The sequence below is a fragment of the Paraburkholderia sp. Tr-20389 genome (assembly GCF_017104565.1).
Classification (GTDB): domain Bacteria; phylum Pseudomonadota; class Gammaproteobacteria; order Burkholderiales; family Burkholderiaceae; genus Paraburkholderia.
The window spans coordinates 22,441-35,965 of record NZ_JAAGPD010000013.1; the positions used below are offsets into that span (position 1 = coordinate 22,441).

At 58.7% G+C, this 13,525-nt stretch carries 14 protein-coding genes; 3 read left to right on the forward strand and 11 right to left on the reverse strand.

Translation table 11 applies throughout. The annotated features are described in order from the left end of the window. Positions 1-4 precede the first annotated feature (4 nt). The gene (locus tag G3N95_RS14865; protein WP_205970844.1) at positions 5-304 is read left to right on the forward strand and encodes a DUF2471 family protein; all 300 of its coding nucleotides are present in this window, start codon (positions 5-7) and stop codon (positions 302-304) included. Between the two features lie 396 nt (positions 305-700). Here G3N95_RS14865 and G3N95_RS14870 read toward each other — a convergent pair whose 3' ends face one another. Further along, positions 701-1,321: a DNA ligase gene (locus G3N95_RS14870; protein WP_205970845.1), complete on the reverse strand. Its 621-nt coding sequence runs from the start codon at positions 1,319-1,321 to the stop codon at positions 701-703. 4 nt (positions 1,322-1,325) lie between these two features. Next, positions 1,326-1,598: a hypothetical protein gene (locus tag G3N95_RS14875; RefSeq protein ID WP_241018541.1), complete on the reverse strand. Its 273-nt coding sequence runs from the start codon at positions 1,596-1,598 to the stop codon at positions 1,326-1,328. 15 nt (positions 1,599-1,613) lie between these two features. Between G3N95_RS14875 and G3N95_RS14880 the strand changes: the two genes are divergently transcribed. After that, positions 1,614-2,417, forward strand: coding sequence for an SOS response-associated peptidase family protein (locus G3N95_RS14880; protein ID WP_241018542.1), 804 nt, complete (start codon positions 1,614-1,616; stop codon positions 2,415-2,417). A gap of 95 nt (positions 2,418-2,512) precedes the next feature. Here G3N95_RS14880 and G3N95_RS14885 read toward each other — a convergent pair whose 3' ends face one another. The 9 genes from G3N95_RS14885 to G3N95_RS14925 all read right to left on the reverse strand — a co-directional run bounded on the left by G3N95_RS14885 (position 2,513) and on the right by G3N95_RS14925 (position 12,220). Continuing rightward, positions 2,513-4,321, reverse strand: coding sequence for a phosphoadenosine phosphosulfate reductase family protein (locus G3N95_RS14885; protein WP_205970846.1), 1,809 nt, complete (start codon positions 4,319-4,321; stop codon positions 2,513-2,515). Positions 4,322-4,388: 67 nt separating this feature from the next. Continuing rightward, positions 4,389-5,141 carry a hypothetical protein gene (locus G3N95_RS14890; RefSeq protein WP_241018543.1) on the reverse strand — a complete coding sequence of 251 codons (753 nt, stop codon included), beginning with the start codon at positions 5,139-5,141 and terminating at the stop codon, positions 4,389-4,391. Positions 5,142-5,209: 68 nt separating this feature from the next. Next, the gene (locus G3N95_RS14895) at positions 5,210-5,407 is read right to left on the reverse strand and encodes a hypothetical protein (protein WP_205970848.1); all 198 of its coding nucleotides are present in this window, start codon (positions 5,405-5,407) and stop codon (positions 5,210-5,212) included. Between the two features lie 347 nt (positions 5,408-5,754). After that, positions 5,755-5,940 carry a hypothetical protein gene (locus G3N95_RS14900; protein ID WP_205970849.1) on the reverse strand — a complete coding sequence of 62 codons (186 nt, stop codon included), beginning with the start codon at positions 5,938-5,940 and terminating at the stop codon, positions 5,755-5,757. Between the two features lie 75 nt (positions 5,941-6,015). After that, positions 6,016-8,337: an SMC family ATPase gene (locus tag G3N95_RS14905; RefSeq protein WP_205970850.1), complete on the reverse strand. Its 2,322-nt coding sequence runs from the start codon at positions 8,335-8,337 to the stop codon at positions 6,016-6,018. Next, a complete protein-coding gene (locus G3N95_RS14910; RefSeq protein ID WP_205970851.1) occupies positions 8,325-8,858 on the reverse strand; it encodes a hypothetical protein in 534 nt (177 codons plus the stop codon). Before G3N95_RS14910 ends, G3N95_RS14905 begins: the two co-directional genes overlap by 13 nt. A gap of 217 nt (positions 8,859-9,075) precedes the next feature. Continuing rightward, positions 9,076-10,440 (reverse strand): metallophosphatase family protein, encoded by a 1,365-nt coding sequence (locus G3N95_RS14915; RefSeq protein ID WP_205970852.1) that lies wholly within the window; start codon positions 10,438-10,440, stop codon positions 9,076-9,078. Positions 10,441-10,655: 215 nt separating this feature from the next. Continuing rightward, positions 10,656-11,957: a hypothetical protein gene (locus G3N95_RS14920; RefSeq protein ID WP_205970853.1), complete on the reverse strand. Its 1,302-nt coding sequence runs from the start codon at positions 11,955-11,957 to the stop codon at positions 10,656-10,658. After that, complete coding sequence (locus G3N95_RS14925) at positions 11,954-12,220, reverse strand: hypothetical protein (protein ID WP_205970993.1); 267 nt, start codon at positions 12,218-12,220, stop codon at positions 11,954-11,956. Before G3N95_RS14925 ends, G3N95_RS14920 begins: the two co-directional genes overlap by 4 nt. A gap of 657 nt (positions 12,221-12,877) precedes the next feature. On the opposite strand from G3N95_RS14925, the gene G3N95_RS14930 reads away from it, so the two are divergent. After that, complete coding sequence (locus tag G3N95_RS14930) at positions 12,878-13,480, forward strand: DUF1845 domain-containing protein (RefSeq protein WP_205970854.1); 603 nt, start codon at positions 12,878-12,880, stop codon at positions 13,478-13,480. The last annotated feature ends 45 nt before the right edge of the window (positions 13,481-13,525 follow it).

Consider the following 13,525-nt stretch of genomic DNA (forward strand, 5'->3'; position numbering starts at 1 on the left):
ATCGATGGAAAACTACAACGTCCTGTTTGATGCACAGGCTGCCGTCGAGGCAGTTGTGCCGAATATCGTCACGCGGCATCGTGATAAAAGCATCCTGACATGGAAGCTGATCCACGAGATCGAGGAGGAGGTGCTGTGCGAAGTCCGCGCGGGCGGAAGGTTCAGCACGCGGTTGCTGCAGATGATCTGCGCGCCAGCCGCCCTCTCTTACCCCAATGACGATCGCCCTGCTTCCTTTGAGGGCCATGACTTCGTTCCGGTTGTCTTCGGGGCAATTGAGAAGGCATGGCGACAGGTCCACTAAAGAGGTTATCTTTGGCCACCTACGGAGACGTGGAAGCTGCTTGACGAAGACCGGGTCTGCTGTACAACGGTGTTGTCCTCAACCTTAACGAGCTAGAAAGGAAGACAACACTGATGCGCCGCCGACAACCCAAGATCTACGCTACCCTTCGCCGCCGTTTTTGCACTGAGGCTCTGGTGACGATGGGCTTCAAGTACACGAGTACCAGCGGGTCCACTCTGGTCAAGCTCGGCGCCTGTCGTACCCCGTATGCGACAGCTTCGCGTGACGGCGAGTTCTGGCGTGTGACGCCACTCGTCGGCCCACGGATTTGGCGAGCCTGTTGATTTGTGGCGTTCATATATGCCATAAACGCGTACTGCGCGAGCCTCCGGTACGCATCGAACGCTGTATGAATCACTCGGAATTTTTCAGACCAAATCCGAGCGCTTCTGGGCGGCTGTATTGTGCGTTCTTGACCTTGATCCAGTTCAGTGAGCGACCGCGCGCATACGGAGACGTCTTTCGCTTTGCGACCATCCCCTCGAAGTCATGGAGCAGCACTTGTTCAAACACCAGCTCGCCAACGCCTTCGACGTCTGTCACATAGACGAGCGTGGGCGTGTCGTCGAAAGCGTCGCGCAGGCAAGACTTGCGCTCGGCTAATGGCAGTGCACGCTGATCCACGCCATCCGCGATCATCATGTCGAAAACATAGAGCCTTGCAGGGCAGCGACGCGCGGCGGCCGGCACGCTGCGGAGCGATGTTGTCCTCGCGCGCTGCTGCAAGCTCGCGAATGACTCGCTCCCGCGAGCGGCGCCCACGGCAAGCTCGGCATCCCAGACGAAATCACCCGGCACTGCCGCGACAGCCTCGATGACCTCGGGAAACGCGACGTTGAAGAGATTTCCTTCGCGGCTGATGAGATCGACGCCTCGCTCGCGCGACTTGCGCACGAGGCAGCGAAAACCGTCTAATTTCCATTCGTAGAGCCAGTCTCGATCGGAAAATGGACGTTTCCGCAGTGTCGAGTGCATCAGGTCAGTTGCGTCCAAATGTCGCCTCGCGCTCAAGACGATCGAGCCAGGCGGTGCAGTAGGCGAGCTTTGCGTAAGCGAAGCCGATCGGTCCCGCGCGCTTTACCGAGAGGCCGCTGTAGTTGCAGAAGTGCTCGAAGTCGTCGATGGGAGTATGCCCGCGCGAATTCACTGGCAGCGGCTCGGGCAGGAGGTCGGCCAGCATCGTGTCTGGGTGACAAAAGAAGTCGCCGTCTGGGTAGAGGCGGCCCCAGCGTTCTGCATTGAAGTCTTGCATGGCGGTTCTCCAAGGATGACGCCCAAGGACAAGCATGACAGATACCTGCTCGACGCGCTCGCGCGGGTCGCCGCCCTTCCGCGCTACTATCGGGATGTACAGTTCATTACTCGCAGGGTCCGGTCGATGTGCACAAGCTATCAAACCAACGAGTACGATCGTTTCGAGGCGTTCAGTTTGTTTTCGCCTCCGACGTTTGAGTACCAGCGCGAGATCTTCAAGGACAACTACGTTGCGCCGATATTCCGGCGTGAGGAGGATTACTTTGCGACTGATCCGGCGACCTTCGCCCTGATTCCGCGTCGTAAGATGAAGCCGAAAACCAAGCCTTTCGATACGATGAATGCGCGCGACGATTCGCTCGACGTCAAGCCGAGCTTTGTCGGGCCGTGGCGCTCTATGCAGCTCTGCCTGATACCGTGCCAATGGTTCTATGAGCCAAGTTACGAAAAAGATCCGGAGAAATCGGAACGTTGGCGCATCGGTATGGCCGACGGCGGCCCGCTCGCGATCGCGGGACTCTGGAAAAGCTGGAATGAGGCAGATGGCGGTCGGTCGTTTTCGTTCACGATGTTGACCGTCAACGCGGATGACCACCCGTTGATGAAGCGCTTTCAAAAACCTGGTGCGGAGAAGCGATCGGTCGTGATCGTGCCACCGGACCGCTACGAGGAATGGTTGACCTGCAGCTCAAGCGAGGACGCACAGTCCTTTTTGAACCTGTATCCATCCGAGATGATGCACGCCGAACCCTACCCTTTGCCTCCGCGCAAGCGGCGCACGGAGCCAGCGATCGATGATCAGAGCAGCTTGTTCTAAACGCCTACCTCGTCGCTGATCCTGTATTTCCGTTTTCTCAAATAAAAAAATCCCCGAGGCCTCTAGCCCCGGGGATCCCGAAAAAAACTGGCCGCTTACGCGGCTTCTGCAAACAGATCAAGCTGCGGACCTTCGCGACAAAGCAGTACCTGATGCTCACCGTCGCTGATACCACAAGCGACAAGATGGGCATCCAGTTCCGCAGGTGTCAGGTTTCTGCGCTGTGCGAGGCGCGCAAAATATTGTCCTCGCTTCGCCATGTCCTGATACCGCTGAGCCATGCCGACCGGCAGCTTCACGAAGCCTTCGTTCAGCCAGAACCGCGCTGATTCGATCGCTTCGCGATTCTGGTTGTGGAGCATGAACGCTGTATCGTACGAGCACGTTACAAACGCACACGCAGCTTCCGCGTCGACCTCAAACTGCGAGGCCTCTTCGAAGTAGACCGTTTGCTCCCCGCCCGTCGTTCTGGCATAGCGGCCCGGCCGTTCAGGATGCAAGTAGCGGTTCCATTGCTCCGCATCGAAATCGCGAAGCCCGAGTGCAGGCGCGTCGCGATCATACTGTCCGACCGGGTACCAGCCGTGCAGCACGATCTCCGCTTTCGGTTTTGCTTCCAACGGAGGAACAGGGTATCGCCGTCCAAGGACGTTCACGTCGTGCCACACGGCAAGCGCAGGGAAAGCGTGTGGTGCGTAGTGGTGCATCGACAGGAAGAAATCAATGGCCACGAGCTGCTGTGGCGTCACGAACTCGAATTGCGGATCACACAGTTCGCGGTTCTCTTCGTTGTCGGGAATAAGCCCCGACGCCATATCCGCAGAATGCGCTTCCGCCCGATCTCGCTCGTTCGCGTCGATACTAAGGATCATTTTTAGCATATTGACCCTCTCGGAAAAATTGTAGGTATCGGCCTGAATCCGCGTATATCCAGCGTCACTCAGCGTTCGGCCGACCAGCTCGCGCCGCGACATGTCCCACTGAACGGCAAGAAGGTAGTTTCGAAAGTCGTTCAGTGGCTTGAGGTGCACATACTCCTGCTCCTGCATCATGTTTTCGAGCGATCTGTCATTGCTCACCATTCCGCAGAAAACGCAGCCGAAACGCGACCCACACGCCGCTCGCGTCCCACTCTCACCCATCACGACGCCGCAGACACCGCCGTTACCCGCCCGATAGATATCGGAGAGCCTCGTGACCGTCGACGACGACAACGGGCTCGGAAACGGCATACTCGCCGGTTCCGCGAGACACGCCAGCATCGTCCATACATCGTCCACCGTCCAGTCTCGCAACGGAGAGAGCGTCAACGTTCCCGAGGCCTGGCGAGTCGCCATATCAGCCTGTTCATCTCTCTCAATCATTGCCCGACCTCTGGACTGGCTTTCGTCGAGGCGATTGCCAATCACGGAGATCGTTTCACGCACGCCGGCGGCGTTCGCCTTCTGCTCAAGGAGATTGCGGAGCCTTCCGATTGGACGTACCTTGTACGAATCTGCACAGGCTCGTACGCGCTTCCCGTTTCGGACACCGTTCTCCGGCGTCCTGACAAGTGTGCCTCGCCCTATCGTTTGCACGACAAACTGCGATGCAAGCGACGGCTGGGTGACATGCACCTCAACGGGCAAGCCAGCCTCCTCGACAAACAGCGTCACCTCTTCCAGCAACGAGTGCAGGAAATTCGATGTCGTTGGGTTATCGATGGTCGTGTCCGCAGAGATGACGTAGTGCCTCACGTCCGGGTTCCTGAAATTCGCCCGTCTGACTGCCTCAAGCATCAGGACCATCGCGCACGTACTGTCTTTCCCGCCGCTCAGTCCCGTTGCCAAAACATACCCCTGCTCGATGTACGACTGCATCGATCCAATCGCACGTTCCATCAGGGCAAAAATGTCATGTTCCATGTGATGCTCCATTCAAGAAAGGAGCGCCCTTTCGGGACGCTCCCGAAAGGGTTAGGAAGTGAATGATTTACAAGGTCAAATTCAGACTTGCCGACCGTGCGTCTTCCAGAGACAGACTTGCAGCTGCAAAAAGGTCAGGCTGGCGTGTTGCGCGATCAAGCCGGGGCAATGCCTTCGCATAGCGGCTCGGCCCGCTGCCATCGAAACTGTTCGCTCCGGCGGCAGCACAGATGTGAATGCGACGCGCCGAATTAACGCGTCCAACATGAAGGTGGCAGTTGCGTCTGCGTGCAAGCAAGCCCCACGCTTCCGCCGTCTCCTCCTTCCACTCCGTCGAACCCCCGATGAAGATCCCGACTACGGGCGACAGATACGGTGCGACATCGTCGAGTTGCATCCCGTTCTGTACCGCGAGGAGCAGCTGGGCAGGAATGCCTGACAGACGCTCCTTCCAACGCAACGAAAAATCGAGCGATGCCAACCCACCCTGAACGATGTCGGGCAAAACAATCCAGTCGGCGCGCTCCCCGAGCTTCTCCACAACATCCAGAAAGGCAGGTTCATCGAACGGTTCACCACGCTGGTATGCCGTCCATGCGCCGTTGTCGATCGCATAACGCATCCCTTCCGTACGATGCTCGCCCTTGGCAGACACCAGGAGGCGCCATCCGGCTTCCGCCAGCGCCTCGAGGTTGCGACGCGTGCCCGTCCGGCTCGCGTACCCAACCATCGGCGCGCGGTGCATGACCAGGCGCTCCTCGATGTCGTCCGGCTCATCGTCAGCGCTACCGTCGACGCAGTAGTAATCGGCGTAGGCCATGACAGCCTGAGCCCAACCCTGCCTCTGACCGCTCGCATATGACGCTAGCCAGCTCGGCACCTTCGCGCTCAAATTGAGTGCTCCCGATCGGGCGTCGGCCTACCTGCAATGACAAGAAAATGTTTCTCTCCCGCCAACCGGTTGACCTTGCGCACCCACGGTCGGACTTCATTCGGACACGTTGGCTGCCCTGCGACGTATTGCATCGCCGCGGCTTCGGTGTCGAACTTCTCAGGTCGGAATCCAACAATGGCTGCTTCAAACATAGATACTCCACAAAGAGAGATGCGGAGCGACCCTTCCGGGACCGCATTCCCGCAGGGTAAAAAAAAGAAAGCCCCGACGCCTGAAAATCGGTCGCCGGGGCATTCGCAAACAGCTATCAGGAACAGGACTTCGGATGACTCGCCGGGAAGACGGGCACCCTGCCGTCAGGACAGAGCGTGAAGTCTCCAGGCTCGCCTTTGGGCCTCTGAACCACGATCACGGACCGCGTGCTCGTCGCGTGCGCCTGCGGTTGATTCGTACAGGCACACAACGACGAACTGCCAGCCGCTAACAGCAGAAAAATGAGGTTTTGCATGGTTGTCGCTCAAAGATTGAAGGGCCCCGCTTACGCAGAACGTGATTCAGTGGGATCGCTCACATGCACCGTCACCCACCTACCGTCGATCAGGACGTCACGCAGGAGCGTGCCGTTCAGGACGTAGGTGTGATTGGTGCCGACGCGCGGATTGCAAGGACGAACCGAGAGCGTTGCCGCTTCGGCACGGACGTTGAAACTACGGATCAAAGACATGGCGTTCCTCGTTGATAAATCGGCGAGAAAACGCCCCTGTGGGGGCGTTCCCCACAGGGTTGAAAGAAAAAACGTTCAGGCTGCTAGCGCCTCGACGTCGATAAGTGCATCGGCCTCCCCGACAAGGTCAGGTGTCTGCGAGATGAAGAACTCCCGCTGATACCCGCCCTGTCGAAGCACCTCGCGCTTCATCCGCATGAACTGCATCTTGCGTTGCGGGTCGAGCGAGCCGTCAGACTCATCGCTGAAAAGCGTCTGGTACGGTTGCCCGGTGTTCTGGGCAAGGTACAACGCGATACCACGCGTCAGACACTCGTTGATCCAGACCTTCTGGCCTCCCGACATCACCGACACCGACTTGGTGCTGTCGGCTTCAGCGTCATGCACGAGAATTTCAAAGCCCTCGCGCATTTCGCCACTGGCCAGCGCGCGCTGCGTGCGGATCTCCACCGTGAACCGCATCCCATAACAGGCCAGCAACAGCCTGTTGACGGTATCGGTCAATGCGGGTCCCGCGTCGTCGATGGTCAGGGCAATCACGCCGTCGTTACCCAGCCCTTTCGCCAGCAGCTTCCACTGAGCGATCTCGTCGGACAGACGATCCGCACGCAGTTGCGTAGCCGAGAAGCGGGCAAGCTCAACGTCCAGACCATTCGATTCAGCCTGCAGAACCGTTTGAGAGCGGATCGATGCTTCGATCCTCCCATCCAGTGCTGCAACAGCCTCGCGGTTTGCAACCAGCTTCCGTTCGGTCTCTGCAATTGCAGCCGTCACGTCGACGGCTGCAAGCTGCTTCGATTCCTCGTGGATTCTGGTCATCTCCGTCGTCATGCGAGCCTTTTCGGACTCGAAACGGGCGGTGCGCGCAGTACTCTCTTCAGCAACCGTCCTGAGTTCCGCATTCGCAGTCTCCAGTCCCGCTATAGCCGCATCGAGAAGCGGCTTGCTCGCAGCAAGTTCGGTTGCAGCCTGCAAGGTCTTGCGCGCCGCGCTTAAGGCGTTCGTGACAGCAGTCAACTCGCCCCGCTTCGCGGCAAGTTCGGCAACGACAGGTGCAAGCTCATCCGCCTGCGCCTTCTTCTCGCGATATTTCGTGCGAAGTTCGGACACTGACACGCGTTGCAAGTCTGCCTGCGATCGCGCCTGTAACGCCTGCGTGAGCAACGGACAGACTGCATGCATTGCGTTGCCGACACAGGGAACCTGATCGACAACGGCGGCCTGCCGGTTCAACGTTTCCAAGTGAGCGGCTTTCGTCTGGCCTTCCGTCATCAGCCCCGACAGCGCAGCACTGAGCGTAGCGTGTGATACCTGCTTTGCTTCAAGCTCCGCGATCAGGCGCTGTAGAGGCTCCAGCTTTGCCTCTTCACGGCCGATCACCAGTTCCACCTCGTCACGTTTTGCCGCCGCGCCAAGAATCGCTTCCTTGCGTGCTAATGTCGCCTGATGCGTCGCGATGGTCCGGTTGATGGCAGTGACGCGTTGCTGACTTCGAACTGATGCAGCCTGCTCGTCGTCAGACATAGCCTTCACGGTCCGTACCAGCTCTCCACCACGCACGGCCAACTCACGAAGCCGTGCTTCAGACGTGGCCGACTCACTCGCCTTCGCTGCGAACGTCGCGCGTTCCTGAGTCAGCTTCGCAGCTTCCTCAAGCATTGCGTCACGTTGCGATCGGGCCTCGCGCAGAGCATCGCCCTGAGCCAGTACCGAGCGCTCCAATTCCGACTTGCGCTGACGTTTTCCAGCGAGCGCGACGAGTTCCGATTGGATCTCGTCGAGAGCACGACCCAGAATCCTCGCAACGTCGCCCGCTTTCGCCGACAGCGTCTTAAGGTGTTCGATGCCGAGCATCTCTGCCAGCAACGTCTTGATCTCGCCGGCGCCATACGACGCAAGCGGCCGCCGGTTCTGCGCGGAAAAGACACTGGTAAAGAACGTCTCCAGCGAGCCATTGATGGCTTCGACACAGCGGTTGTACGTCGCCGCCTTGCCATCCGACACTGTACCGTCAGGCAACGTGACCGGTCGCCATGTGCCGTCAGACCCATACCACGCGAGGTAGTACTCCGCCTTCCCGGTCTTGCCAGGTTTCCGGAAAGTGAACGTCGATCGGTAGCGGATGCCGTCGTGCTCCCACTCGAGTTCCTTCAGCGCGCTGGTGCCACAGATGTGATCCCAGTACGAGAACGCATCCACCGACAGCGTCGACGCATGAGAAGGCATGATCGGATAAGGATGCAGGTTGTCGATGATGGTCGTCTTCCCCGCTCCATTGGGTCCGACGAGAGCAATGAGACCTTCGGGCAGCGCTTCGAGGTCAAGGGTGATGCTTTCGCGCTTCATGCCATCGCGAACCCCATAGAAGCCTTCCAGCGTCAGTTTCAGAGGGCGCATGATCCAGCCTCCTGCTCTGAGATCGCGGCCATCTGTGCGTAGAACGCATCATCGTCATCGTTTGGAAACGGCTCGCGCATCGGATCGACGGCAACCACCTCTGTCGTGGCCGGTACCTGAAGCGTTCCTTCGACAGCAGCGGCAACCTTGTCGCATACGCGGCTGAATTCGCGTCGCGCGCGAGTCAGCAGCTCGTCCCAATCGCGATAGCCGGTCAGGCTTCGGATCTCCATCGACGACCACTGCTTTGCGTAACCTTCCCGGTACGACCAGAGAAGGTGTTGCATCTGAACAGTCGGCGTTACGGCAATCTGCCGCGCAGCATGAGTTGTTTCCGACAGCACGAGGATCTGGCCAGACTGCGCCATGACGGCTCCGCGTTGCTGCCCAAAGGGTTGATGAAAAATCGCAGCGGTAAAGCCTGCGTGATCGACGAGCGACCGTTGAATATCGCGCATGTCCTGATCGTCCATGGCGAAAGTGCGGACCCATTCGGAACCGGCAGGGTAAAGGCCAAACATGATTGCACTCCGTGAGTGATTGGACGGAGTGCGCCCGGTAGGGATCGCTCCCCGCCAGGGTAAATGAATTGAACTGCTGAGAAAGGTCAAACAACAACTACGTCGATGCGTCTATGACGCGGTGAACCTTGTTTCGATAGCTGCAGGAGCTATCGGAACAACGCTGTGTCCGAACACGGGAGAGCCTTACTGGCCTCTCCCGCTCAGCGGCAGCGAGTTACGCTGCGAACAGATCGCCGTCGAGCCATGATGCCTGCGTGCCGGTTCCAACTTCAACCGTTGCGACAGGCGTCGTGGCATCAGCCAACGAATCGGCCTGATCGGGACAGGAATCCGCCGTAGCGACTGCTGCCGGCTCCACCTCGAGGCCTGCAAGCACGGCAGCCGCGATCGCTTCAACGAAGCCCGATTCGAGAAGTTGGTACCGCTCGACCAGCGGCGCCGCGTCCACGTTCGCGTGCTCGGCCCAACGTTCGATCTTGCGATCTACGGTCGTTTCGAGACTGATTCCCTGCGAACGCGAGCGCACCACCGGCAGTATTCGCGCTTCAACCTTCAATCCAGCCGCCTGCGCAAAGAGGGCTTCGATCGCATCACGATCAACCGACTGACGATGCTCTTCGTCGACCTGCCAACGAACACGAACGAACTTGTCGCTCGCATCCACAGCGATCGCCGCAAGCTTCTCCATGTCCGGCGTACCATCGAAGTCCACACAGATTGTCTGTCGTGAAGGCGTCGGAATGAGTTCCGCTCTCGCGTCACCCACCTCAACGTCCCACATCAGATATCCCTTGTCGCCTTCCTCGCCGTAATGAAATCGTCCGATCGATCCGGCGTAGCCGACCAGCTGGCCACCGCGTTCCCACTGCTGCGCCTTATGAATGTGCCCGAGCAGAAACGCGTCACATCTGGCGTCAAACAGCGCGCCGAGCGAAAACTCGTGATCGAATCCCGCCATCGTCACGCCATGCTCAGTCGTACAACCGTTGACCGTGCCGTGCGACACCCCGACAGTGCGGATGCCCGCCGCCGAAAGGCGTTGATTGATCCGTCCAGCGGCAGTCAGATAGTCACCCAGCACTGCCTCCAGACCGGTTGCCGCATCCTTCGCACCGACAGCGGCCGCCAGTTGCCCTTTGTTGACCGTGGGCAGACAGGTGAACACGACATCTGCGCCGAATGTCAAAACGCTACGCAACTCCTCTTCGTTGAACACCGGTCCCGCCGAAGCGAAGAAATTCCCTTCGAAAAGGCTCACCTGTTGCACACGTTCGGCGATGAAAACGGGGTGCTTCTGCCTCATCAGCGCGAAGTTACGCAACGTGCCTGGCGGCTCGTGCGAGAACGTGCCCTGAAGCATCAGCACTGGCATCGAGAGACTGAGATGGTTGATATTCCATGCCAGCCTGTTAAGCGCCGGCGCGTGAGCATCAAGCCGATGGTCTGTCGAGTCACCCGAGATTACGGCGACATCCATACAACGGTTCATCGCATCCTGTGCTGCGTAGGTAAAGCATCGGTCTGCCTCATCGAGGTTTTCCGGCGAGTAATGCAGGTCAGAAAAATGAGCGATTTTCAAGTCGACTCCTTGAAATGAAAAAGGCCGCTCCGAGCGAAGCAGCCTTGATTGATGAGCGCACAGGGCGCGATAGAAAAATAGATGTTCCGCCGTAGCGGAAGGATTCGATGCGCTGGTTCGCGCGGTCGAAAACATTTGAGCAAGCCTGCTTGCTGAAATGCTCTCTCGCCGCTGAGAGGAAGGAAACGCCAGCCCACGAAGGGGCTGGCTATGTGTTACACGAAGGTGTTGGCCTGTTTGATCTCATCATCAAGCGCAGTGCGATCATCGAGCGCCGTCGCGAGACGGGCGTTCATCTGATCAACATCTGCGGGCCGCTCTGCCCAGCCACGGCCAAACTTCACATGCGCATACCTGCGGAATTCTTGCTGACGGTCTGGTTGACTCAGACCTAACCGGTTCAGCAGATCGCTCATGCGATGACGTTTGTCTTCGAGAGACTCCCCCGGGCCCGGTTCGTCAGGCATTCCTGCATCTGAACCACCCTCGCCCGCTTCGACGACGCCCGCACGGTCTTCTTCCGATAAAACCAAGGGATCAGTCAGTACTTCGACAGAACCGCCGGTTTCGATCAGGGCTACCGCGCGGCTCGCGGCTTCGATCGCCGGTTGCGTTTCGTCGCCAGCATCCAGCAGCGCGCCGAGGTCAATGTCCGCATCCAGTACCGTCAGCATCTGCTTTTGGCGGACTGGCTGGCCGTTGTCATCGATCCGCGTGATATCGAATTCCTTCTTCGATATCCAGAATCGCGTGCCTGTCAGTCTGCCTCGTGCGAGCGAAACGGTTTGCATCGCCGAGTACGCTTTCTGCAACACGTAGATCGAGTTCGTCGGCAGTTCGATCAACCCGAGCCCCTTCACGTCAGGCATCGCGAAAACGAACGCGGCCGTCAGATTGCATTTGCGGTCCTGATACTGCGGACAGACATGCGGATCGCAGATACCGTCGGGTATGTCGCTATCCTGACGTTGGATGACAGTACGACCGCCGAAGGTGCGACGGGCACGTTTCGCCCTTGCATCCCGCTCGGCCGGCGCGTAGGTCTTGCAGTAGCGCTTTCCGTCGTGACCGTACTCGGAGAAGAACTGGCGGCTCGACGTTGTGTACACCGCCATCTGGTTCGGTACGTTACGCAGCCAGTCATCGAACGCGAACATGACCGGGAAACGATGCAGTTTGATGCCGTCGCCGCGGTCTTCGCCGTACAGCCGCAGAATTTCATCCGCCGTTTCCGGGTTGGAGAAATCCGATCGTCTGCAAACGAAGTGCGAGACGTTTCGAGGGATCAGTGCATTGCGCAGGTTGAGCTTCGATTCGAGCACCTTGCCGATGGTTTCGTACGAGTCACCGGCGGCGACCATGTCGTTATACAGCGCGACAGCCTGCGGATTGCCCTGCATCGCGCGTGTCAACACCTTGATGCCGGGCCGGATCTTCCCGATGATCGGCGGCCTGATGCTGCGCTCTTCAACGAGACTGCGGGGTATGGTGTCGAACATCTGGACGACAGCGTTCATGATGGTTTCCTTGCGAGAAAAAAGATGGCGTTCATCCGTAGCGTTTTGGCTTGAGATTCGACCTCATGCGCCGCAGCGCTGCCTCGACGTTCGCTGACATGGTGGATAAAGACGGAGCGCTCGGCGTCGCTGAACATCGCAACCGTCGCGGCCTCACAGCGGGAGCGCCACGCTTCTGACGTGGTGTCGGAAGCTCCTCGCTCGTCGTCCAGTTGATGCTTGATGGCCTCGGCGATGCGTTGATCGAGGCGGTCGGGTAACAACATAAACACCTCCAGTTGAGAAAGCCCATCGGAACCGATGGACGAAAAAAAAGCCCGCTCCGGGGAGGAGCGAGCTTCGTGAAATCAGCATAGGTGAGACCTACGCGCCACGTCCCTTCTGGGGACGTGGCGAGCAGGGAGCGCCCGGAAGCCGGAGCGCTCTGTCAGAGGACGTAAAGTCGTCCTCGCGCGGCATGGTCACGCCGCGCAACAGCCCTTTTCGGAAAATACATTCCGCCGCAGGAATCACGGATCAGCCAACTTCGATCGTTCTACCCAGATCAGGCTCTGGAGAGAGAACACCCGAAAACCCGGGTTCGAACGATGTACCGGCGCAAATGAATGCAGGCCAGGGTACGAGTATCACAGCTGAAATAGGGGAGTCAGTAGCTGGCAGACTCAGCACAAGGAGATTTCCACACCGGGAGCTATCCGGTCGGAGCATGCTCAGGAGCACGACTTGGAGAAAGTAGATGGACTCCGGGCTTGGAGTCGAGGTCGATGCGTCAGAGACGCGGGGTATGGATTGAAGTTTCAGGGCAAATTGCCCTCGCGTGCGCGCTAAAGCTCACAAATTTCATATAGCTTTTCGCGAGCTTGACAACACCTGATTCGATGAGAATGTGTGTGAGAGAACACATACTTCCGAGAACAGTTATGTCTGGCTTCGACACGGAAAAGCCCGAAGGGGCTGATCCAGAACGACTCATTCCCCCCGCGCCCTCAGATCACGGCTCGACAGGGCTTCGTCCCATCAAGCGCCTCACGAGCGATGATCGACTCGCCCGCATCAATCCCGAGACGCTGGCCAAAACCGAGTTGCACTATTACTCGGCATTCGCGCGGGAATTTGTCAGGTCGGACTACAACTTCTGCGCCGCAAAAATGACGATCGCGCGCGGCGGCAAGCTTGTCGCGCTTGAAGCCGAGTTCCGCACCGCCGAAGCTTTCTTCCGCAAGGCCCTGGGCTGGGCGAACCGCATGCACGGCAGAAACGTCCGCCTGGACCCGGAAACCGTGACACTTGAAATCAAGCATCCGATGTCGGGTCGCCTCGTGCGTCTGCTGACGATCTACGACCACCTCTTCCTTAAGACAATGGAAGCGCTCGTAGCGCGCACTTTGATGATGCATGAGAGAAAAGCTGCGCTCGATAGCGCGGAAGCACGGATCAAGCAGATTCCCTTCCTATGCATCCCGGATAACGATCGCTACGCGCCCGAAGGCGTTCTCCTGCCCGACGCAACTGAGGCCCATTAAGCGGACCGCCGCGTCGGCTTGACATTGCATGGCGCGTGTCAGGCT

Coding starts and splice junctions, on each gene's coding strand:
- G3N95_RS14865 (WP_205970844.1), top strand. CDS start 5: ATGGAAAACTACAACGTCCTGTTTGATGCACAGGCTGCCGTCGAGGCA.
- G3N95_RS14870 (WP_205970845.1), bottom strand. CDS start 1,321: ATGCACTCGACACTGCGGAAACGTCCATTTTCCGATCGAGACTGGCTC.
- G3N95_RS14875 (WP_241018541.1), bottom strand. CDS start 1,598: ATGCAAGACTTCAATGCAGAACGCTGGGGCCGCCTCTACCCAGACGGC.
- G3N95_RS14880 (WP_241018542.1), top strand. CDS start 1,614: ATGACGCCCAAGGACAAGCATGACAGATACCTGCTCGACGCGCTCGCG.
- G3N95_RS14885 (WP_205970846.1), bottom strand. CDS start 4,321: ATGGAACATGACATTTTTGCCCTGATGGAACGTGCGATTGGATCGATG.
- G3N95_RS14890 (WP_241018543.1), bottom strand. CDS start 5,141: ATGGCCTACGCCGATTACTACTGCGTCGACGGTAGCGCTGACGATGAG.
- G3N95_RS14895 (WP_205970848.1), bottom strand. CDS start 5,407: ATGTTTGAAGCAGCCATTGTTGGATTCCGACCTGAGAAGTTCGACACC.
- G3N95_RS14900 (WP_205970849.1), bottom strand. CDS start 5,940: ATGTCTTTGATCCGTAGTTTCAACGTCCGTGCCGAAGCGGCAACGCTC.
- G3N95_RS14905 (WP_205970850.1), bottom strand. CDS start 8,337: ATGCGCCCTCTGAAACTGACGCTGGAAGGCTTCTATGGGGTTCGCGAT.
- G3N95_RS14910 (WP_205970851.1), bottom strand. CDS start 8,858: ATGTTTGGCCTTTACCCTGCCGGTTCCGAATGGGTCCGCACTTTCGCC.
- G3N95_RS14920 (WP_205970853.1), bottom strand. CDS start 11,957: ATGAACGCTGTCGTCCAGATGTTCGACACCATACCCCGCAGTCTCGTT.
- G3N95_RS14930 (WP_205970854.1), top strand. CDS start 12,878: ATGTCTGGCTTCGACACGGAAAAGCCCGAAGGGGCTGATCCAGAACGA.